This window comes from Deinococcota bacterium, from assembly GCA_030858465.1.
In the GTDB taxonomy this organism is placed as follows: Bacteria; Deinococcota; Deinococci; order Deinococcales; family Trueperaceae; genus JALZLY01.
On record JALZLY010000008.1, the window covers coordinates 26,950 to 47,970 of the forward strand.

Consider the following 21,021-nt stretch of genomic DNA (forward strand, 5'->3'; position numbering starts at 1 on the left):
AAGCCGCGACCTCACAGCTCGGTTACAGCCTCCGTCTTGGCCCTCTGCCTGGGTCCGAGACCCGCCTCTCGGCCGTCATCTTTACAAGAGCCTCGGCATAGTTTGGCATAGTTTGCAACTCTATGCTAATCTGGCTGTGATATAGCTAGTACCGACGCCTCAGACCTACGTCTCAGACCGACGTTTCAATCATGAGGAGGGCAAGCCGTGATACCCGCGCAGCGACGCGCCGTGTTGCTTGACTTTATCCAACAGCGTGGCGCCGCATCGATCAAGGAGTTGGCCAGGCATTCGTCGTTCTCCGAAAGCACCGTGAGGCGCGACCTCGATTTCCTCAATCGGCATGGTTACCTGCAGCGCAGTTATGGCGGAGCGAATCTACCGACACTCCCGAGTACGACCTTCGAGCCTGACTTCGCCATAGGCGTCCATCAAAATCATGAGGCGAAGCGAGCCATCGGAAAGCTCGCCGCTGGACGCGTGGAGAACGGTTGGAGCGTGATCTTCGACTCCAGCTCGACGGTGCTCGAGGCTGCCAAAGAAGTGGTCAAACGAGGCGTGCGCGTCACCGCGCTGACGAATGATCTGAACATCGCCATGCTCTTCGCGCCTATCTCTCATGCCGGCTTGGTGGTTCCCGGCGGGACGCTCCGGCAGGGATCATACACGCTGGTAGGGGAGCCGGGAGGGGACTTCCTCGACCGTATTCACGTCGATATCGCCTTCGTCGGCGTCCACAGCGTAGCTGAGCGCTCCCTGAGCGACACCTCGATCGATGTGGTTGCAACCAAGCGCAAGCTGATCCGAGCCTCCCGCCGGGTGGTCGTTCTGGCCGACGCCTCGAAGTTCGGCCTGGCGGCATTCTGCGAGATAACCACGCTCGAGAAGGTCGACGAGCTCATCACCGACAGCCGCATCTCGAGCGAACAGCTTGAGGCTGCCCGCGCCCACGGGGCGACCGTCACCGTCGCCGGGGCCCCGGCCGATCTTCAGGCCGCAGGTGCTCCGGAATGACCCATGTGCTGGTCGTGGCGGATGACTTTACGGGTGCATGCGAGGTCGCCGCGGTGTTCGCCCGTCCACAGACGCCCGTCTCCATCGCCGTGGACGGCCTCATGGCAGTGGACGGCGCTCCGCCGAACGCTGCCGTGCGGGTGGTGAACACAGAGACGCGTCATGCCGGCGCCGAGGAGGCTCGAGCCAAGATCGAGGCTCGTCTCAGGCCGTGGCTCGAGGGGCCCGAGGCGATCCTCTACAAGAAGATCGACTCGACCTTGCGTGGCCCGGTAGCGACCGAAACCGAGGCGCTGAGGCGCGCCTCTGGGTGTGCTGGCGTTCTGGTCGCGCCGGCCCTACCGGCAGAGGGGCGGACGACCGTCGCTGCTCGCCAGTTGCTATGGGGTGTTCCTCTCGAGGACGCCGCAGCAGGGCAGGATCCCGTCGGTGCAGCGGCGACCTCCCACATACCGACGCTTCTCCGCCGCCAGGCCGGGGTGTCCGTCGGGACTATCGGCATGGAGACCGTCGAGCGCGGTGCTGGCGCGCTGACGGAAGCGCTTCGGCGGTCGTTTTCGCAAAACGGCTACTGCGTTGTAGACGCTGCGACCGAGCAGCATCTCGCGGTGATCGCGCGCTCGGCGCAAGACCTGCCGAAGAAGGTCTTGCTGGTGGGGACGGCCGGTCTCGCTCGGCACCTGGCCAAGAGCCTGCGGCCGGCAGCGGACACAGACGCCAAGGCGCCTCCCCCGAAGACCGTCGGGTCGGCGGGTATACTGATCTTGTGCGGATCGATGAACCCGGTGAACCGCGAGCAGCTCGACGTTCTAAAGGAATGGGAGACGGTGCACACCATAACGCTCACCGCCACAGCGGGCTTCGCCGCCAGCCAAGAACGTGCGGCGGCTCACCTTGCTACAGCTCACCTTGCTCTCCAGTCGCCTGCCGGTAGAGCCGAAACAGGTGTTTTCGCTGACGCTATAGCCCAGTACGCCCGCCGTCTCATCACAGCAACGAAACCGCGCTGCATCTTTGTGACCGGCGGAGAAACAGCCTACCGCACGCTTCGAGCTCTGTCGGCAAGCGAGATCGTTATCCAAGGTGAGGTCGCCCCCGGCCTGCCCTTTGGCTTTGTCCAAGGTGGGAGTGCAGATCGCCTCCCCATCATTACGAAAGCAGGCGGCTTTGGCGGGAAGAACGCGCTTCTTCATGTCGTCCGTCACCTGAGCGGAGAGGGCGTCGACGCCCTCTCCGCGCCCAGCTAGTGGTTGCCCTGGCCGCCGCGCCTTACGGCGAGCGGCTTGAAACGACGCAACGAAGGAGGTAGGACATGAAAGCCTTGAGGTGTTTTGCGCAAGCAACGGTCATTATGTTGGCGCTCGGCGTGTTCGCCAACGCGGCAGCCCAAGAGGTAGAGATGGTGTTCGCTTCAGCGTATGCAGCGGACGATCACCAGAGCCAATCGCTCGTGGAGTTCGCGCGTCTCGCCAACGAGTACAGCGACGGCCGCATCAATATCGAGGTGGTTGTCGGTGGCGCACTCGGCGGTGAGCGTGATGTCGCCGAAGGCATTCAGCTCGGTACCATCGACGGCTCGGTGCTCGGCGGCATCCTCCAGAACTTCGATCCCGCCATGGCCATCCTCGAGTTCCCCTTCCTGTTCCGCAACGAGGATCATGTCCGCGCCGTCATGGAAGGCGAAGCGGGTGAACTGATTACCGACCGGCTCGTCGAGAGCACCGGAATCCGCTCCCTTGGCTACCTGATGCGCACCCCGCGTATCCTCACCACGAGCCGGCCCGTGAACACGGTGGAAGACGTTCGGGGCATGCGGATTCGCGTTCCGGAGATGGAAGCGCACTTAGCCACCTGGCGTGCGCTCGGCGCCAACCCCACCCCCATGGCCTTCACGGAGGTCTATAACGCGCTGCAGCAAGGTGTCGTCGACGGGCAGGAGAACCCGCTCGGGGTGATTTACGCGAACCGCTTTTATGAGGTGGTGGATTACCTGGCGCTGACCAACCACTTGGTCGGCTTCATGATGATCGTCATAAGCGAGGACCGCTACAGCAGCCTCGAGCCGGACCTTCAGGAGGCGCTCGTTCGCGCCGCTCAAGACGCGCGGGTTTACAACGACGAACTGCTTGCCGACCTCGACAGTCACTATTGGCAAGAGATCGAGCAGCACATGACCATCACGGAACCGGACATTGGGCCGTGGCGTGAAGCCGCCGGCGATGTTCAGCAGAGCTTTTTGCAGTACGAAGGTTTCGAAGAGCTCTATAACGCCATTCAAGAAGTAGGCCAGAGCTACTGACGCCGATTCCCGGCCGCCGCGCGGCCGGGGCTCACCCTCTTGGAGGAGAGCGCTTGGAGAATAGAGAATGACCCGCACCCTCGACTGGTTCGAGCGCACCCTGATGTTCGGGCTGGTGCTTGTGCTGGTTCTAATGGTCGCCTTTATAGGCTCGCAGGTCTTCACCCGCTACGTGTTCGGCCAGCCGCTCGACTGGACGGAGGAAGTCAGCCGTCACCTCATGATCTGGCTTGTCTTCTTGGGTGGCGCGGTCGTGTACCGCAGAGGGGCGCATATAAGCATCGACCTCTTGCCCAACCGGCTGCCGCCCGCGGGACGTGTGCTCGTGCAGCTCCTGGCTGCTATAATCCTGGGCTACTTCTTTTACCTGATGAGCATTCACGGCTGGCAGCTCGTCGAGCGCACCATGAACCAGCGCTCGAGCGCGCTCAGGTATCCTATGGGCTATGCCTACGCCGCCTTGCCTGTCAGCGGCGCGGTGATGTTCTTGTTCAACCTCGAGACCATCTTGCGCATCGTGCGCTCGTGGAGAACGGGTGAACCGCTCCGCGAAGAAGGTGAGTGACGGGTGCTGCTGCTTCTCGGTATTTTCGCGGTGCTGCTGGCAATCGGGGTGCCGATTGCCTTCGCGCTCGGTCTCGCCGGCGTCGCCTACCTGGTCAACGAGACACCCCTACCCATGCTGGCCGTATTCCAACGGATGTTTACCAGCCTGGACTCGTTTCCGTTCCTGGCGATCCCGTTTTTCATTCTCGCCGGCGCTCTGATGAACGGCAGCGGCCTGTCCGAGCAGATCATCAACTTCAGCCGCACGCTTGTCGGGCACCTGCGCGGTGGCCTCGCCAACGTCTCGATCGTCGCGAGCATGTTCTTCGGAGGTGTCTCCGGGTCCGCGATAGCCGACTCGAGCGCACTCGGCTCCATTTTAATTCCCGCCATGAAGCGCGAGGGCTATCACGCCCGCTTCGCGGCCGCGATCAACGCCACCTCGTCCACCATGGGCATCATCATCCCGCCGAGCATCCCCATGATTCTGGCGGGAGTGGCCACGCAGCTGTCCATCCGCGAGCTGTTCTTCGGCGGCATCGTGCCGGGCGTGATGGTCGCTCTCGGCATGATCCTGATGACCACCTATCTCGCCAAGAAGCGCGGCTACCAAAAGTATGAGCGTGCCAGCGTTCGTGACGTGCTCGTCGCCGGAGTCCGGGCGCTGCCGGCGCTCGGACTCGTCCTGATCATCCTCGGGGGCATCATGGCGGGGGTGTTTACCGCCACGGAGGCTTCCGTCGCCGCTGTTCTTTACGCGCTGCTGCTGGGCCTAATCTACCGCCGCTGGAGTATGCCGTTGCTGTACCGGGCGTGCGTCGAAACGGTCGTCTCATCGGCGGTCGTCATGATCGTTATCTCGACCGCTGGCTTCATAACCTGGCTTCTCGCCTACTCGCTCATTCCCCAAGCGCTCGCGACCAGTATCGGCGGGACGATCGACAACCCAGTTGTTCTCCTATCCTTGCTCGCCCTGATGTTTTTGCTCGCCGGCACCATTTTGGACGTGTCTCCAGGTGTTCTCCTGTTCGGGCCGATCTTGCTTCCGGTCGTGCGCGCGGTCGGTATCGACCCCATTCATTTCGGCGTGGTCATGGTCTTTGGCCTTGCGATCGGCTTGTTCACCCCGCCGGTCGGCACAACGATGATGATCTCTGCTCATATCGCCAAAACTCCTGTACTGGGTGTTGCACGCGAAAGCGTTCCGTATCTGTTCGTCATGGTGGTCATCCTTTTCCTGCTTGTTTTCTTTAGCGGGCTCGTGCTATGGCTACCTACCACGCTCTTCCGCTGAGGCGTCGCGAAGCATTCCGAAAGGCAGGCATGATAAGCAAGCACAGCCGTAAGCCTCGAGTCGCCATTACCATGGGCGACCCCGCCGGCATCGGTCCTGAAATCACCCTCAAAGCGGTGCGCCAGCAGGACGTTCTGGCGGTATGCAAACTGACGATCATCGGTGATGAGGCTGTGCTCGAGCAGGCGGCCCGTGCCCTTGCGGATAAGGGCGCTCTTCCAGGGGGGCAGCCCTTGCCTGATGACGTCGAAGTCATCGACCTTCAGAATGTCAAGGCGGGAAGCCATCGCTGGGGTAAAGTCACGGCAGAGGCGGGCAAGGCCGCAGCCGAATACATCGAACACGCCGTCAAACTAGCCTTGAAAGGGGAGATCGCGGCGATCGTGACCGGACCGATCAACAAGGAGGCGCTGGCGCTAGCCAACGTTCCTTACCCCGGACATACCGAGATGCTGGCAGCTCTTACCAACACCAGGGACTACGCCATGATGCTGGCCGGACCAACCCTCCGGGTGATTCATGTGTCTACTCACGTGAGTTTGGCTGAAGCCATCCGCCGGGTGAAGCGAGACCGAATTCTCAGGGTTACCGAGCTGGCCCACACGGTTCTCGAGGGGGCTGGGATCTCCCAACCTCGGATTGCTGTCGCGGGCCTCAACCCGCATGCCGGTGAGAGTGGCTTGTTCGGCGACGAAGAGATCCGCGAGATCGCCCCCGCGATCGAAGCCGCAAAGAGACAGGGAATTCAAGCTTCCGGGCCGCACCCGCCGGATACCGTCTTCTGGCACGCGAGCCAGGGCAGGTTCGATGTCGTCGTCGTGATGTATCACGATCAGGGCCACATTCCGGCCAAGTACGCGGGATTCGACAAGAGCGTCAACATCACGGTCGGCCTGCCCGTCGTGCGAACGTCGGTGGATCATGGAACCGCCTTCGACATCGCCGGTAAAGGCGTGGCGAGCGAGGCATCGATGGTCGAAGCGATCCTTCATGCGGTGCGACTGGCGGGACCTCTCGAGAACGCCTGAGCACTTCGGTAGTCCGGCCTTCAAACCTAGTGTTTCGGCGCTTCCGACTCCACCCCGCGCGCATGTCGCGGAGGAGCACCGGGGCGCTCGAGCTGGTCACCAGCCTGAGAGAGGACCGTCTGAAACCCGACCTGTTATCTCAGGCGGCTTGTAGTGTAGGCGGCTAGCGTCGCCCAGGCGCAAGCAGTAGGCTGTGCGGGTTATGCGCCCTCTGCCGCTCTTCCACATCCTCAAGGCGTGGTGGCCGCTCGCCGCCAGTTGGCTGTTCATGAGCCTGGAGCAGCCCCTGGTGGGTGCGGTCATCGCTCGCCTCGCCGACCCCACCGTCCACCTCGCGGCCCTGGGCGGGCTGGTCTTCCCGCTCGCGCTCGTCATCGAAGCGCCCATCATCATGCTGCTCGCCGCCTCCACCGCGCTCAGCAAAGACCGGCAGGCCTACCGCCTCATCCACCGCTTCATGATGACGGCCGGAGTGCTGCTCACCGTCTTGCACGCCTTGCTCGCCTTTACGCCCCTCTACGACCTGGTCGTGGTCAGGCTCTTGAACCCGCCGGCGGAGGTGGTCGAGCCCGCCCGCTGGGGTCTCATGGTGATGCTGCCGTTTACCTGGAGCATCGCCTACCGCCGCTTCCACCAGGGTCTGCTCATCCGCCACGGGCGCTCGCTCTCGGTCAGCGTCGGCACCGTGATCCGGCTCCTCGCCATCCTCCTCGGCATAACGGTGGCGGCCCTCGCCGGGGCGCCCGGCATCGTGGTCGGCACGGTGGGCATCGCCGCGGGCGTGCTCGCCGAGGCGGCCTTTATCGGCTGGCGGGTGCGCCCGGTGGTCAGGGAACAACTGCCCGCGGAGGCGGGTACGCCGCTGTCCTGGCGGGCCTTCTACCGCTTCTACAACCCCCTGGCGCTGACCAGCCTGCTGATTCTGGCCGCGCAGCCGCTGGGCAGCGCGGCGCTCGCCCGCATGCCCCAGGCCCTCGAGTCGCTGGCGGCCTGGCCCGTCCTGATGGCCTTTATCTTCATGTTCCGGGGTCTCGGCATGGCCTATAACGAAGTGGTCGTGGCCACGCTGGACGGGAGCGGCGCGTGGCGGAGCTTGCGGCGCTTTGCGCACCTCTTGAGCCTCGGCATGACCGGGGTCTTGCTCCTCGTCGCGCTGAGCCCGCTGTCACAGCTCTACTTCAGCGCGGTCATGGGTCTCGAGCCGGACCTGGTGAGGCTGGCCGGCGGCGGCCTGCTGCTCACGCTGCTGTGGCCGGCTGTGACCGTGTACCAGAACTACTACCAGGGCGTCATCCTCTATGGCGGTCAGACGCGGCACGTCAGCCACGCGGTGCTGATCTCGCTCGCGACGAGCGCCGTGCTGCTGGTGGTGGGGGTGTGGCTGGGGACGCTGCCGGGGCTTTACGTCGGCACCTTTGCCTTCGCCGTGGGCAGCCTGGTCCAGATGCTGTGGCTGGCGCTGCGCAGCCGGCCCGTCATCGCGCGCCTGCAGGCGCGCGACCAGGAGGTGGACGCTCCTGAAGCCGCCACCGCCGCTAGGAGCGGCGCTCGAGTGGCCGGTTCGTCTCGGCAGTGAGCAATTACTGGACGGGCTTTACGCTGCCGCCCCTACCTATCCTGGAGTCTGGTATCGAAGAAGTCCCTGAGCCCGTCACCGAGGAGGTTGAAGCCGAGCACGGTGAGCATGATGGCGAGCCCCGGATAGAGGGTGACGTGCGGCGCCGAGCGAATCGCCTCCCTGCCCACGCTGAGCATCCTGCCCCAACTGATCTGCGGCGGCTGCGTGCCCAGACCCAAAAAGGACAGCGCCGCCTCGGCGACGATGGCCGTGCCCATACCCAGCGTCGCCAGGACCAGGGCCGGCGCCCAGGCATTCATGAGGATGTGCTTGAAGAGGATGCTCAGGTGGGAGACACCGAGCGCCCGAGCGGCCTCGACGAACTCCTCCTCGCGCAGGGCCAAGACGTCGCTGCGCACGATCCTGGCGCTGGCCGGGATCCGCACGATGGCGATGGCCACCATGGCGTTGACGATGTTGGGCCCGAGCGCCGCCACGATGGCGATGGCCAGGAGAATCCCCGGCAGGGCCAGCAGGACGTCCATGACCCGCATGATGACGTTGTCCACCCAGCCGCCCAGGTAGCCGGCGACGGCGCCCAGGACCACGCCGACCAGCAGCGAGATGCCGGTGGCGATCAGGCCGACCATCAGGGACACGCGACTGCCCATGATCAGCCGGCTCAGCAGGTCGCGGCCGAGCTCGTCGGCGCCCAGGATGTAGCGGGTGTTGAAACCGTCCTCGCCGAAGAGGCCCTGGGGCGGGGCGTAGCGCTCCCAGATGTCTTGCTGCAGGGGGTCCATGGGGGTGAGCCAGGGCGCGAAGAGGGCGGTCATGACCAGCAGCACGATGAGCAGCGAGCCGAAGACGATGTTCCTGTTCCTGAGCAGCTTGCGCCAGGTCGGCATCCTCTTGCGCCCCTGCGCGGGCCCCTGTGCGGGCTCCGGTGCGGGCTCCGGCACGGGCGCGCCGGTGGGGGCGGCGGTGTGGACGGTCACAGTACGGTCACAGTAGGGCCTTTCTCCTGCCGCACAGGCTGAGTGCCGGCGGAGCGCGGTTGCCGTAGGGGTCAGGAAGAAGACAGACGCCTGACGCCTGGCTCCTGTAGGCTGCGCTAGTCATAACGGATCCTCGGGTTGAACAGGCTGTAACTCAGATCGACGAGCAGGTTGACCAGGGCGAAGACCACCGCCAGCATCAGGACGGCGCCCTGCACGATGGGGAAGTCGCGCTGGGAGATGGCGTTGACGATGAGCCGGCCCACGCCGGGCCAGGCGAAGACCACCTCGATGACGATGGCGCCGCCCAAGAGCGCCCCGAACTGCACGCCGATGATGGTGATGACCGGCAAGAGGGCGTTGCGAAGCGCGTGCTTGTAGACGACCCAGAGGCCCAAGACGCCCTTGGCGCGGGCGGTGCGGACGTAGTCGCGGCTCAAGACCTCCAGGAGGCTCGAGCGCGTCAGCCTGGTGATCAGGGCCATGATCGAGGTGCCCAGGGCAAAGGCGGGTAGCAGCAGGTAGCGCAAGGAGTCCCAGAGGGGAACGAGGCTGCCCTGGGTGAAGATAGCCGCCACGGCGCCCGTAAAGGCGGGGCCGCGGCCGAAGAGGGGCAGCCAGCTGACGTGCAGGGCGACGCTGCTCAAGAGGATCAGGCCCACCCAGAAGTTGGGCGCGGAGACGCCGGCCAGCGCCGCGATCATGCTGCCGAAGTCGATCCAGGAGTTGCGGCGCACGGCGGCGATGACGCCCAAGGGGATGCCCACGATGATAGCCAGCAAGAGCGACGCCAGAGCCAGCTCGATGGTGGCGCCCATGCGCTCCCAGATGAGCTGGGTGACGGGCAGGCGCTGGCGGATGCTCTGGCCCAGGTCGCCTCTGAGGGCGTTGCCGAGCCAGCGCCCGTACTGCACGGGCAGGGGCTGGTCGAAGCCGTAGAGGCGGTTCAGCCTGGCTACGTCCTCGGCGGTGGCCTCCTCGCCGAGCATGATGCGGACCGGGTCGCCCGGCGCCAGGTGGACCAGAGCGAAGACGATGATGGAGACGCCGAAGAGGATGAAGACGAGCGAGAAGAGCCGGCGGAGAATATATTGAAACACCGGAGAACTCCCAAACTACGAAAAATAAAGGCTTACGCGCAGGCGACGGTGTCGAGGTCGCGGTGACGCGTCCCTCGGTGCCGGATGGATCCGGCACCGAAAATGCAGTGAAGCGCCTGTCTTCAAGCCGGCCTCACCGGCTTAGGCCGACCCGGTGGAGGTTTTGGTAGGTCACGGCGTTGTAGGGATGGACCTGCCAGCCCGTGATGTCGGCGTGCGCCAGAGCCACCTCCTCGATGTAGAAGATAAAGGCGTAGGGCGCCTCCTCGACGATGATGGCCTGGGCTTCTTGGTAGATGGCTATGGATTCCTGGCTGTCGGGCGGCACGAGGCGACCGCGGTTGACCAGTTCATCCACCCGAGGGTTGGAGTAGTTGATGAAGCCGCTAAAGGCGCCGCCTGTCGTGAACTGCCGGAACATGGCTCGGTCGGGGTCCAGTTGGCCGTTCCAGCTCAGCAGGAAGAGGTCGTAGTCGTCGGTGTCCAAAAAGCGGTCGAGCACGGCGCCGAACTCCTCGACGTTGACGCTCATGTCGATGCCTACCTGGGCGAGTTCGGCCTGGAGGATCTCGGCGATCTGCACGCGCGCGGGGTTCTCGTCGGTGTAGAGCCTGAGGCTGAAGCCGCCCTCTTCGAAGCCCGCCTCGGCGAGCAGCTCTCTAGCGCGCTCGGGGTCGTAGTCGAAGCGCATCACGTCAGGGTTGAACCAGGGCATGTCGGGGATGATCATGCTGATGCCGGGCCGGCCGACGCCTTCCAAAATGCGCTCGACGATCGCCTCGCGCGGGATCATGTAGCTGATGGCCTGGCGCACCTGCATGTTGCCGAGGGGCTCGTTTACGTTATTCATGCCCAGGTAGACGTAGCCCGCGGCGGGTGTCCGGTCGACGACGAAGCGTTCGTCGGCCTCGAGCCGGGCGAGCTCGCTGGGGACGACGTTGCCCTGATACATGTCGAGCTCGCCGCCCTCCAAGGCCAGCAAGCGGGTGCCGTCCTCGGGAATGGGCCTAAACTCCACGACGTCGATGCTGCCGCGCCCGCCCCAGTAGTCCGGGAAGGCCGTGAGCACCAGGCGGTCGTCGCGGGTGAGCGACTCGAAGCGGTAGGGGCCGGTGCCGACGGGGTTGCTCGCAAAGCCTTCGTCGTCGCCCAGTTCCTGGGGCACGACGGGCAAGCGGGCGATGTTGTTGAGCAAAAAGGCGTTGGCCTCGCTCAGGTTGAGCACCAGGGTGCTGTCGTCCGGGGTGTCGATGCTCTCAATATCGGCGTAGAGCGGGCGGTTCTGCGCGGCGTTGTCCGGGTCCAAAACCCACTCGAGGGTGTAGCGAGCGTCCGCGGCGGTGAACTCGCGGCCGTGGTGGAACATCACCCCTTGGCGCAGGTTGAAGGTCAGGGTGAGGCCGTCGTCGCTGAACGTCCAGCTCTCGGCCAGGCGGGGCTCGAGGCTGAGGTCGGGCGCGAAGACCACGAGCGGCTCCATAATGGCGCTGATGCGCTCGAACGAAAACACGTCCACGCCGACCCGCGGGTCCAGGGTGGAGAGCTCGCCGCTCGAGCCGATGACCAGCCGCTCCTGAGAAGTCGTTTGAGCAGCACCGAAGCCAAAGAGCGCGAGCAACGCGAGGTTAAGGGCGAGCAGATATATCCTTGGCAGATATATCCTTGAATGTCCCGGAACCGAATTCTTCACAAGATGGCCTCCTTTGGAGAGCTTGTGCGCCTCTTGCCTTTACAGCCGACCAGCGCCGTCAATCTTCCGCTGTCCAGCCGGTCAGGCAGGGGACTCGAGCTCGAGCAGTAGTTGAAACGGCAACATCCGCGCTGAAGAAGAAGGACACCGATTGGTTCGGCGTCCTTTGACTGACTTAGCGGTTCTTGCCGATCAGGTGGATGTCCTGGTAGGTGTTCGCGCTGTAAGGGTGGATCTCCCACCCTTCGATATAGGGGTGTTGCAGGGCGATCTCTTCGGTATAGAAGATGAAGGCATAGGGCGACTCCTCGACGATGATCTCCTGGGCTTCGCGGTAGATGTCGACCGACTCCTGGCTGTCGGGTGGCACCAGGCGTCCCTGGGTGACGAGCTCGTCGATGTGGGGGTCGGCGTAGTTGACGTAGTTGGAGGCGCCGTCGCTGGTGAACTGGCGGATCATGGCCCTGTCCGGATCGAGCTGGCCGCCCCAACCGAGGATGAAGAGGTCATAGTCGTCGCTGGTCTGGACCCGGCTCAAAAAGGCGCCGAACTCTTCGACGGTTACGGAGAGTTCGATGCCGACCTGGGAGAGTTCGAACCCCATGATCTCGGCGATTTGGATGCGGATGGGGTTGTCGCTCACGTGCATGCGCACGCTGAAGCCGTCGCCGTAGCCAGCTTCCTCGAGCAGTTCGCGGGCTCTTTCGGGATTGTAGTCGTAGCGGGTGACGTCGGGGTTGAACCAGGGCATGTAGGGCATGATCATGCTGACGCCCGGCTGGCCGATGCCCTCCAAGACCCGCTCGACGATCGCCTCGCGGGGGATGACGTGATTGATCGCCTGGCGGACGCGAACGTCGTCTAGCGGCTCGCTCAATTGGTTGAAGCCCATATAGGTGTAGCCGGTACCCGGCGAGCGCTGCACGATGACGTCGGGATCGTCCTCGAGGCGCGAGAGCTCGGCGGGCACCACGTCGTCCTGGTAGAGGTCGATTTCGCCGCCCTCGAAGGCCAGCAGGCGGGTAGCGGTCTCCGGGATGGGGCGGATTTCGACGCTGTCGACCTGCGCCCGGCCGCCCCAGTAGTCCGGGAAGGCCGTGAGCACCGTGCGGTCGTCGCGTTGGATGGACTCGAACATCATCGGGCCGGTGCCCACCGGGTTCGAGGCGAAATCGTCGTCGCCTAAGTCGGCGGGAACGATCTGCATGCGCGCGATGTTGTTGAGCAAAAACGAGTTGGCCTCGCTCAGGTGGAAGACGACGGTGCCGTCGTCCGGCGTCTCGATACTTTCGATGTCCTCGTAGAGCTGGCGGTTCGGCGAGTCGTTCTCCGGGTTCAAGACCCATTCGAAGGTGTAGCGCACGTCGTCAGAAGTGAACTCGCGGCCGTGGTGGAATACCACCCCTTCGCGCAAGGTGAAGGTGATGGTGCGCCCGTCCTCGCTGAATTCCCAGTCGGTGGCGAGGCGCGGCTCGAGGCTCAGGTCGGGCGCAAAGGCAACGAGCTCCTCCATCATCATCTTGATGACCCTAAAGGAGTAGATGTCCGTGCCGATGCGCGGGTCGAGGCTCGAGATCTCGCTCGCTTGCGCGATGATCAGGCGGTTGGGCGAAGCGGCGAAGGCGGCGCTGGCGAAAAGCACGAGGCTGAGCGCGAGGGAAACAAAGCCCTTAACGTGGTTCATCTGTCCTCCTTGGACGGCCTTGGTGGGCGGACGGCTTCCGAACGGACGGCTTGGGTTTGGGGCCGCGGCTCGCTTGCCGCCGGATCGCTGACGGGTACCCTACCCTAACAGGTAACCCTAACAGGAACGCGCCGTGCTGGCGACATCGGCAGGCAGCGGACATGAACAGCGGACATGAACAGCGGACATGAACAGCGGGCTTGCCGCAAAGGCTCAGCGGTCCTTGCCGATCAGGTGGATGTCCTGATAGGTCGCCGTGTTGTAGGGGTGGACCTGCCAGCCGCTGATGGTGTCGTGGTAGACGCCGATCTCCTGCTCGTACATGATGAAGGCGTAAGGCACGTCGCCGACGATGATCTCCTGTACCTCGTGGTAGATGGCCATCTGCTCCTCGTCGTAGAGCGGCAGGCTGCGGCCGCGCTCTAAAAGCTCGTCGACGCGGTCGTTCTGGTAGTGGGTAAAGTTGCTGCCGCCCTCGCGGGAAAACTGCCTGGCGATGGCGCGGTCGGGATCGACGTTGCGGCTCCAGCCCAGGATGAAGAGGTCGTAGTCGTCGCTGTCTTGAACCCGGCTCAAGAAGGCGCCCCACTCTTCGATGGTGACGGTGAGCTCGATGCCGAGCTGCGAGAGCTCGGCTTGCAGGATCTCCGCGACCTGTTCGCGCACGGGATTCTGGTTGGTGTAGATGCTCAGGCTCAAGCCGCCGGCCTCGAGTCCGGCCTCCGCTAAGAGTTCGCGGGCGCGTTCGGGGTCGTAGTCGAAGCGGGGAACGCCCGGGTAGTACCAGGGGGAGCCCGACGAGAAGGGGCTGATCGCCACTTCGGCGGTGCCCTGCATCACCCGCTCGACCACGGCCTCGCGGGGGATGAGGTGGGCGATAGCCTCGCGCACGCGCACGTCGTCTAGCGGCTCGACCTCTTGGTTGAAGCCGACATAGGTGTAGGTGAGACCCGGCACGCGCTGCACCCCGATGTCGGGATTGGCCTCGAGGCTTTCGACCTCGCTGGGCACCACGCGACCCTGGTAGAGGTCGATCTCGCCTGCTTCAAAGGCCAAGAGGCGGGCGGTGTCCTCGGGGATGGGCCGGAACTCGACCTCGTCTATCTGCGGGCGGCCGCCCCAGTAGTCCGGGAAGGCGCGAAGCACCATGCGGTCGTCGCGCGTCCACGACTCGAAGACGAGAGGGCCGGTGCCGACGGGCTGGCGGTCGAAGTCGCGCTCGTCGGCGTCGCGCGGCACGATCGGCATCAGCGCGACGTTGTTGAGCACAAAGGCGTTGGGCGCTTGCAGTTCCATGCGTACGGTATAGTCGTCCACCGCTTCGACGGCGGTGATGTCGGCGTAGAGGCTGCGGTGCACCGAGTTGTTCGCCTCGTCGAGCACCCAGTCGAAGGTGTACACAACGTCCTCGGCGGTCAACTCCTGGCCGTGATGAAAGAGAACGCCCTGGCGCAGCGCGAAGGTGAGGCTGAGGCCGTCTTCGCCGATCTGCCAGCTCTCGGCCAGGCGCGGGATGACCTCCATGTCGGTGCTGAAGGTGACCAAGGGCTCCATGATGGTCTGCATGCGTGTGAACGAGGGCACGTCGTTTTGCACCCTCGGGTCGAGCCCAACGGCTTCGGCGCTCTCGCCGATAATGAGGCGATTTTGGGCGTCGGCCAGGCTCGAGGCTGCAAAAGCCAGAGCCGCCAAGATGGAAAAAATGACGGGTACAACAGCTGCCATAGAACACTCCTCCTTGTCAGGGTCTTAGACGTAGACGTAACAGCAGGTTAACAAACCCGGCCCCATAACTCAAGCCGCGCGGCGCGGGAAGCGGTTCTTAAGACTTGAAACCGTGCCCGCCCGTGGCGTGTTAGGCTGAAGGCATCTACATCTGAAGGAGGAGCAACATGAAAGCACATCGGCTGTTCGTACTCGCGCTGAGCCTGGTTTTCTCGCTGGGGTTGGCCCAGACGCAACTCACCGTCTTTATCGGCGGGCAGCAGCGCCCCGACGTGATCGGTCCGATTCTGGAGCGCTTCAGCGCCGAAAACCCCGACATCGACGCCGGCTACGAGGTGGGCGGCGCCACCAGCGAGGCCCAGCAGCAGTACCTGAGCACGGTCCTGACCAGCCAGAGCGGCGACATCGACATCTTCCTGATCGACGTGGTGCGTCCCGCGCAGTACGCCGCCTCGGGCTGGGCCGAGCCCCTAAACCCCTACTTCGAGAGCGAAGCGGCGATGATGGACTACCTGGAGGCCTTCCTGCCCGGTCCCGTCGAGGCCGGCATGATTGACGGCACGCTCTACGCCCTGCCCGCCTTTACCGACGCGCAGTTTCTCTACTACCGCGCCGACCTCCTGGAGGGGTACGGCCTCGAGCCGCCGACGACCTGGGAGGAGCTGATGGCGCAGGCGCAGACGATCACCGAGGGGGAGGGCGACCCCAACCTGCAGGGCTTCAACTACCAGGGCGCGGCCATCGAGGGCACCGTCTGCACCTTTTTGGAGGCGCTCTGGACGGCGGGCGGCGACTGGCGCGACGAGGCGGGCAACATCACCATAGACTCGCCCGAGGGCCGCCGGGCGCTCGAGTGGTACCAGAGCACCATCGAGAGCGGCATCACCGTTCCCGGCATCGCCGAGATGACCACCGACCTTAGCCGCCAGCAGTTCCAGGCGGGCAACGTGGTCTTCATGCTCAACTGGGGCTACGCCTGGGCGCACTTCCAGGGCGACAGCCCGGACGCCACCGAGGTGGCCGGAGTGGTCGGCGTGGCGCCCCTGCCCGCCTTTGAAGGGGGCGAGTCGGCGACCTGCGTGGGCGGCTGGCAGTGGGCGATCAACCCCTACAGCCAGAACAAGGAGGCGGCCTTTACCCTGCTCCAGTTCCTGGCCGGCGAGGACGCGCAGCGCACGCTCGCCGTCCAGGCCAGCAACATCCCCGCGCGCCAGAGCCTCTACCAGGACCCCGAGGTCTTGGAGGCCGCGCCTCACTTCGCCGAGTTTTACGAGGTGATTGTGGGCGCCCGCTCGAGGCCGGTGACGGCCTTTTACACCGAGGTCTCGGAGCTCATCCGCACCACCATGAACGCCTTTTTCGCCCAGGCGATAGCTGCCGACGAGGCCCTGAGCGAGATGCAGCTCGGCTTAGAGGACATCCTCGAGAATTGATCCGGTAGGGGCGGGCACACCCAACCCGCCCCACACACCTATGTCTAATTATGTCTAATATGTCTAATATGTCTAACCTGACGTAACCTGATGGCGACCTCACCAGCCAAAGCGAGCTACCACAAGCCCGGCCTCTTCAAGCGCCTGAGAGACGGCAACCTGACCGAGGCTCAGCTCGGCTTTATCCTCCTGGTGCCGGCCTTTGTCGTGCTCCTGCTGGTGATGTTCTATCCCATCGTCAACGTCTTGTGGCAGTCGCTTCACTTCGAGCGGCTCAACCTGCCCGCCGGGGGCCGGCCCTTCATCGGTCTGGAAAACTTCGAGCGCATGCTCTGGGGCAGCGACATGACCTGGAGCATGGACCGTCTGCCGGGCTGGCGGCTGGCGGGCCTGGCGGTGCTCCCGTTCCTCTGGCTCTCGGCCTTTCGCGGCGGCATGAAGCGTTCCGCGGCGCTGTGGTGGACCCTGTGGTGGACCCTGCTCATCGTCGCCGTCTTCGCCGTCCTCATGGGCTTTCAGCCGGGCGAGGAGGGGCGCTGGGGCGACCGGCGCTTCTGGAACGCCTTTGGCGTCTCGCTGCTGATCATCGTGGTGAGCGTGGTCGGCTCCTTTGCCTTGGGCCTGCCGCTGGCGCTCTTGGCCAACATCAGGTCGCCGCTGCGCTGGCTCGTCCGGGTGGCGCTGCTGATTCCCTGGGCCATGCCGAGGGTGTTGACGGGCCTCATGTTCGCCTGGCTCTTCAACAGCACCTCGGGGGTCATCAACGACCTCTTGGCGCGCATCGGTATCGAGGGGCCGCTGTGGCTGGCGCGTACCACCCCGGCGATGGCCGCGGTCAACATCACCATCATCTGGAGCGCCTCGTCCTTTGTCGGGCTCATCTTGCTGGCCGGTTTGCAGTCGATCGACGAAAGCCTCTATGAAGCGGCCAAGGTGGACGGCGCCAGCGCCTGGCAGCGCTTCTGGTCGATCACCCTGCCGCTGCTGCGGCCTGCCATCGCCGTGGCGCTCATCTTCCGCACATTGACCGCCATTCAGACCTTCGACGAGCCCTTCGCCATGACCGGGGGCGGCCCGGGGCGGTCGCTCGAGACCTTGGGCATCTACGTCTACAACACCACCATCAACTTGAACATCGGCTACGCGGCGGCCTTGTCGGTCTCGCTCTTCGTCTTGAGCCTCTTGATAACCGTGCTCTATCTGAGATGGATCTACACCGATGACTGAGCTGGGGGCTGGGGGTTGGGGACTAGGGGCTAGGGAAAAACCTACAACCTTGTCGGCCTCGTCGGCGCTAGCCGTTGGTCATGTTTATGGATAGAGGCAATCTCCTCACCAGACTCCTTACCTACTTGGGCCTTGCGGCGCTGATCGTCAACGGCACCTTTCCCCTCGTCTGGATGATGCTCACCTCGCTCAAGCAGGAGCGCGAGCTGATTCGCCTCCCCATCACCTACTTGCCGCAGGACCCGACCTTGCAGAACTACCTTCAGGTCTTTCAGGCCTTGCCCTTCGCCCGCTTTCTGCTCAATTCGGCGGTGGTATCGGTGGGGGCGACGATTCTCTGCGTGCTCTTCGCGGCCCTGGCGGGTTATGCCTTGGGACGCCTCAACATGCCCTTTCGCAAGCTGATTCTGACCATCATCGTGATGACCAGCATGTTTCCGGCCCTGGTGCTGCTGGTGCCCCTCTACCGCCTCTTCGTGGGCTTCGAGATTCCCTTCCTGAGCGCCTTTTTCAGCGTCATGCACGACCTGGGGATGAGTTTTTTCCCTGCTACCGCGCGGACGCCCAACATCCTCAACTCCTACTGGGCCCTGATCATTCCCTACATCGCGCTCTCCTTGCCTATCGCCACCTTGATCCTCACCAGCTTTTTCCAGCTCATCCCCAAGGACTTAGAGAGCGCCGCCCTGGTGGACGGCTGCACCCGCGTCGGGGCGCTCTACAGAATCATCGCGCCGGTGAGCGCGCCCGGCATCGTCACCGCCGGCATCATCGTCTTCGTCAACTCCTGGAACGAGTTTCTGCTGGCGCTCACCTTCAACACCGCCATGAACATGCGCACCGTCCCGGTGGGCATCACCCTCTACCAGGGCGAGTTCGCCTTTCCCTGGGCGCTGATCAGCGCGGCCATCACCATCGGCGTCCTGCCCTTGGTGGCGCTCATCATCTTCTTCCAGCAGCGCATCATCAGCGGGCTGACGGCCGGTGGGGTCAAGGACTGATTCGGCTGGCGCCGTGAGGAACCGGGCCGGAAACGGTGCCTCTGCACTCAGGGGACGCCCTGCTCGCCTCTCTGCTCGCCTCTGCGGCAAACCCACACCGTTTCGTCTCTGAGCATCCGGTAGAAACGGCCGCCTCCCCCGGCGAGCCCTCGCCACTCCTCGGCCGTGTACACGAGCACCTCGGCCGGGACCGGCAGGCTCTCGAGCGGCCACCCCAGCGAACGGCGTTCGGGAGAGAGCTCGCTTCTGGAGAGCAAGACCACGAGATCGAGGTCGCTGCCGACGCCGTGGTCACCGCGGGCATAGGAGCCGAAGTAGCCGACGGCCAAGACCTCGGCATGGCTCTCGAGCAGCCCTCGCGCCCAGGCCCGCGCGGCGCGGTCGACCTCGTCAGGCCCCGGCCAGCGAAACACGGACGAAGTCGAGGATCTCACCGGCATAGGCAATCGCCTCCTCACTCTGAAGCGGACCGTAATGTTCGAAAGGCGCACCCTCGGCGTGGCTGCCTGGGTAGCGGGTCGGAATGTAGAAGTTGTCGAGCACCCGCGCTTTTTGCCCCAGCAGCGCGGGCACCTCGACCCCTTCCGGCAAATCCCTGAGGAGCCGGGCGACGACGTGGCCCCAGGCTTCTTGGGCGTGGTGCAGATGGAGCGCCTTGACGGCCTTTTCGGCGGCTTGGTGCGCGGCGAAACAAGCCCACTCGAAGGTCTCTGCAGCCTCCGAGAGTTTAGCCTGCTCGAGGTCCCGCTCAGCCTGTTTGAGCCAGTCCGCCGCGCGGTTTGCCATAGTGTCACTCTACACCCGCTGCGTTCTGGTAGCGTTGGACGTGCGGGTTTAGACGGGGCCGGCGTAGCGATAGTGGTATAAGGTAAGGGATATGCCCTTACGCCTTGCGCTCGTCTCTGTGATCAGACCTATCTTCAAAGGCGACAGCCGCCGCGTCGCCGCCGAGTCGGAGGCGGGCTTGCGGCGCCTCGGCGAAGAGATGGGCTTCGAGCTCGTCACCCGCGACGTGACCGTCAGCGAGGCAGGTGACGCCGAAAGGGTGTCGCGGGAGATCGCGGCGGAGGCGCTCGACTTTCTGCTCATCCAGCACAGCACCTTCGCCACCGGCGACCTCTTGGCGCCGCTCTTAGGGGCCGCGCGGCGCGTGGGCGTCTGGGCGGTGCCGGAGGCGGCGGGGCTGGAGTCCGGCATCGGCCCTGGCGCCGGCAGTGGCCCACTGCCCCTAAACGCGCTCTGCGGCCTCAACATGACCATGAGCCTGCTGGACCACCCGGCGGTGGCCAAGCGGGAACCGGTCAAGTGGTTTTACGGCGCGGCCGACGGCGATACCTTTCGGGCGCGCCTCCTGCCCACGCTGGCCGGCTTGCGGGGGCTAAGGGCCATCGAGGGCGCGCGCGTCTTGCAGGTCGGCGGCACGGCGCCGGGCTTCTACGGCCTCGAGGAGAGCCCCGAACTGGCCTCGGTGACCGTCGAGACGAAGGGCCTGGCGGAGCTCTTCGCGCGGGTGGAGGAGGTCGACGAGCGCGAGGCCTTTAGGCGGGCGCAGGCCTGGGAGGAGCGGGAAGCGAACCACAACGTCCCTTTCGAGCAGCTGAAGACCGTCTCGAGGCTCGAGCTCGCCCTCGCCAGGATGGCCGAAGAGGGTGGCTACCACGCCCTGGCGCTGCGCTGCTGGCCCGAACTTCCCGACCGCTGCGGGGCGATGGGCTGCGCCGCCCTGGCGCGCCTGGGCGACGCCGACATGCCCGCGGCCTGCGAGGGCGACGTGATGGGCGCGCTCTCCATGCTCGCCCTGCAGGGCGTGAGCGAGAGGCCCGCCACCCTGATGGACCTCTCCGACGTAGACGAGAGCGACGACAGCCTGCTCTTCTGGCACTGCGGCAACGCGCCCGCGAGCTGGGCCGCCGAGAGCGGCACGCGCCTCACCACCCACTTTAACCGTGACACGCTCGGCGCGGTGCGCGACATGGTGCTCAGGCCCGGCCCGGCGACGGGCTTTCGCCTGCTGCGCGGTGGCCGGGGCGCGGTGATCCTCTCGGGCCGCTTTGGCGAGCCCAGCAAGCCGAGCTTCGACGGGGTGCGCGGCTGGCTCCGCGACCTGCACTGGGACGGCGAGCGGCGGAGCGCCTACGGCGTCGTCGCGGGCGTGCTCGACTACCGCCTGCCCCACCACCTGGCCTTTGGCGAGGGCGAGCTTACCGGCGCCCTGCGCGAACTCTGCCTCTGGCTCGGCGCGCAGCCGCTGGCGGCCCCGCCGGAGGGTGCCGGCCCGTGAGGCCGCCCCGGGTGCTCGCGGTCGGCCTCTCCTGCTTGGACCACCTCTGGCGGGTCGAGCGCTTTCCGCCCACGCTTTCACGCACGCCCGCCAGCGCCTACAGGTCTCAGGGCGGCGGCCCGGCCGCGACGGCGGCCGTGACC

General features: G+C 64.9%; 18 protein-coding genes. 11 read left to right on the top strand and 7 right to left on the bottom strand.

Annotated features, from left to right (window positions below):
• The first annotated feature begins 207 nt into the window (after positions 1-207).
• The 7 genes from M3498_00620 (at position 208) to M3498_00650 (ending at position 7,757) form a co-directional block, all read left to right on the top strand.
• Positions 208-1,014 (top strand): DeoR/GlpR family DNA-binding transcription regulator, encoded by an 807-nt coding sequence (locus M3498_00620; protein MDQ3457798.1) that lies wholly within the window; start codon positions 208-210, stop codon positions 1,012-1,014.
• Positions 1,011-2,261, top strand: a complete 1,251-nt coding sequence (locus tag M3498_00625; protein MDQ3457799.1) for a four-carbon acid sugar kinase family protein — start codon at positions 1,011-1,013, stop codon at positions 2,259-2,261. Before M3498_00620 ends, M3498_00625 begins: the two co-directional genes overlap by 4 nt.
• Before the next feature lie 65 nt (positions 2,262-2,326).
• Positions 2,327-3,313, top strand: a complete 987-nt coding sequence (locus M3498_00630; GenBank protein MDQ3457800.1) for a TRAP transporter substrate-binding protein — start codon at positions 2,327-2,329, stop codon at positions 3,311-3,313.
• A gap of 67 nt (positions 3,314-3,380) precedes the next feature.
• A complete protein-coding gene (locus M3498_00635) occupies positions 3,381-3,878 on the top strand; it encodes a TRAP transporter small permease (protein MDQ3457801.1) in 498 nt (165 codons plus the stop codon).
• Between the two features lie 3 nt (positions 3,879-3,881).
• Positions 3,882-5,153: a TRAP transporter large permease gene (locus M3498_00640; protein ID MDQ3457802.1), complete on the top strand. Its 1,272-nt coding sequence runs from the start codon at positions 3,882-3,884 to the stop codon at positions 5,151-5,153.
• Positions 5,154-5,224: 71 nt separating this feature from the next.
• Complete coding sequence (pdxA, locus tag M3498_00645) at positions 5,225-6,181, top strand: 4-hydroxythreonine-4-phosphate dehydrogenase PdxA (GenBank protein MDQ3457803.1); 957 nt, start codon at positions 5,225-5,227, stop codon at positions 6,179-6,181.
• Between the two features lie 202 nt (positions 6,182-6,383).
• Positions 6,384-7,757 (top strand): hypothetical protein, encoded by a 1,374-nt coding sequence (locus M3498_00650; protein MDQ3457804.1) that lies wholly within the window; start codon positions 6,384-6,386, stop codon positions 7,755-7,757.
• A 32-nt stretch (positions 7,758-7,789) separates the two neighbouring features.
• Here M3498_00650 and M3498_00655 read toward each other — a convergent pair whose 3' ends face one another.
• From M3498_00655 to M3498_00675, 5 genes are all read right to left on the bottom strand, one after another.
• Positions 7,790-8,737 (bottom strand): ABC transporter permease, encoded by a 948-nt coding sequence (locus M3498_00655; protein MDQ3457805.1) that lies wholly within the window; start codon positions 8,735-8,737, stop codon positions 7,790-7,792.
• 116 nt (positions 8,738-8,853) lie between these two features.
• On the bottom strand, positions 8,854-9,837 hold the full coding sequence (locus tag M3498_00660; protein MDQ3457806.1) for an ABC transporter permease: 984 nt from the start codon (positions 9,835-9,837) through the stop codon (positions 8,854-8,856).
• 133 nt (positions 9,838-9,970) lie between these two features.
• Positions 9,971-11,455 carry an ABC transporter substrate-binding protein gene (locus M3498_00665; protein MDQ3457807.1) on the bottom strand — a complete coding sequence of 495 codons (1,485 nt, stop codon included), beginning with the start codon at positions 11,453-11,455 and terminating at the stop codon, positions 9,971-9,973.
• 247 nt (positions 11,456-11,702) lie between these two features.
• Complete coding sequence (locus tag M3498_00670; protein MDQ3457808.1) at positions 11,703-13,211, bottom strand: ABC transporter substrate-binding protein; 1,509 nt, start codon at positions 13,209-13,211, stop codon at positions 11,703-11,705.
• Between the two features lie 213 nt (positions 13,212-13,424).
• Positions 13,425-14,936, bottom strand: a complete 1,512-nt coding sequence (locus M3498_00675; protein ID MDQ3457809.1) for an ABC transporter substrate-binding protein — start codon at positions 14,934-14,936, stop codon at positions 13,425-13,427.
• Between the two features lie 167 nt (positions 14,937-15,103).
• Between M3498_00675 and M3498_00680 the strand changes: the two genes are divergently transcribed.
• From M3498_00680 to M3498_00690, 3 genes are all read left to right on the top strand, one after another.
• Entirely contained in the window at positions 15,104-16,369 is a 1,266-nt protein-coding gene (locus tag M3498_00680) for an ABC transporter substrate-binding protein (protein MDQ3457810.1), read from the top strand.
• 90 nt (positions 16,370-16,459) lie between these two features.
• Complete coding sequence (locus M3498_00685) at positions 16,460-17,596, top strand: sugar ABC transporter permease (protein MDQ3457811.1); 1,137 nt, start codon at positions 16,460-16,462, stop codon at positions 17,594-17,596.
• 86 nt (positions 17,597-17,682) lie between these two features.
• The gene (locus M3498_00690) at positions 17,683-18,597 is read left to right on the top strand and encodes a carbohydrate ABC transporter permease (GenBank protein MDQ3457812.1); all 915 of its coding nucleotides are present in this window, start codon (positions 17,683-17,685) and stop codon (positions 18,595-18,597) included.
• 47 nt (positions 18,598-18,644) lie between these two features.
• On the opposite strand, the gene M3498_00695 is transcribed toward M3498_00690, so the two are convergent.
• Positions 18,645-19,037, bottom strand: a complete 393-nt coding sequence (locus M3498_00695; protein MDQ3457813.1) for a nucleotidyltransferase domain-containing protein — start codon at positions 19,035-19,037, stop codon at positions 18,645-18,647.
• Positions 18,988-19,383, bottom strand: a complete 396-nt coding sequence (locus M3498_00700) for a HEPN domain-containing protein (GenBank protein ID MDQ3457814.1) — start codon at positions 19,381-19,383, stop codon at positions 18,988-18,990. Before M3498_00700 ends, M3498_00695 begins: the two co-directional genes overlap by 50 nt.
• Positions 19,384-19,501: 118 nt before the next feature.
• On the opposite strand from M3498_00700, the gene M3498_00705 reads away from it, so the two are divergent.
• Entirely contained in the window at positions 19,502-20,878 is a 1,377-nt protein-coding gene (locus M3498_00705) for a fucose isomerase (protein ID MDQ3457815.1), read from the top strand.
• Positions 20,879-21,021: the final 143 nt, after the last annotated feature.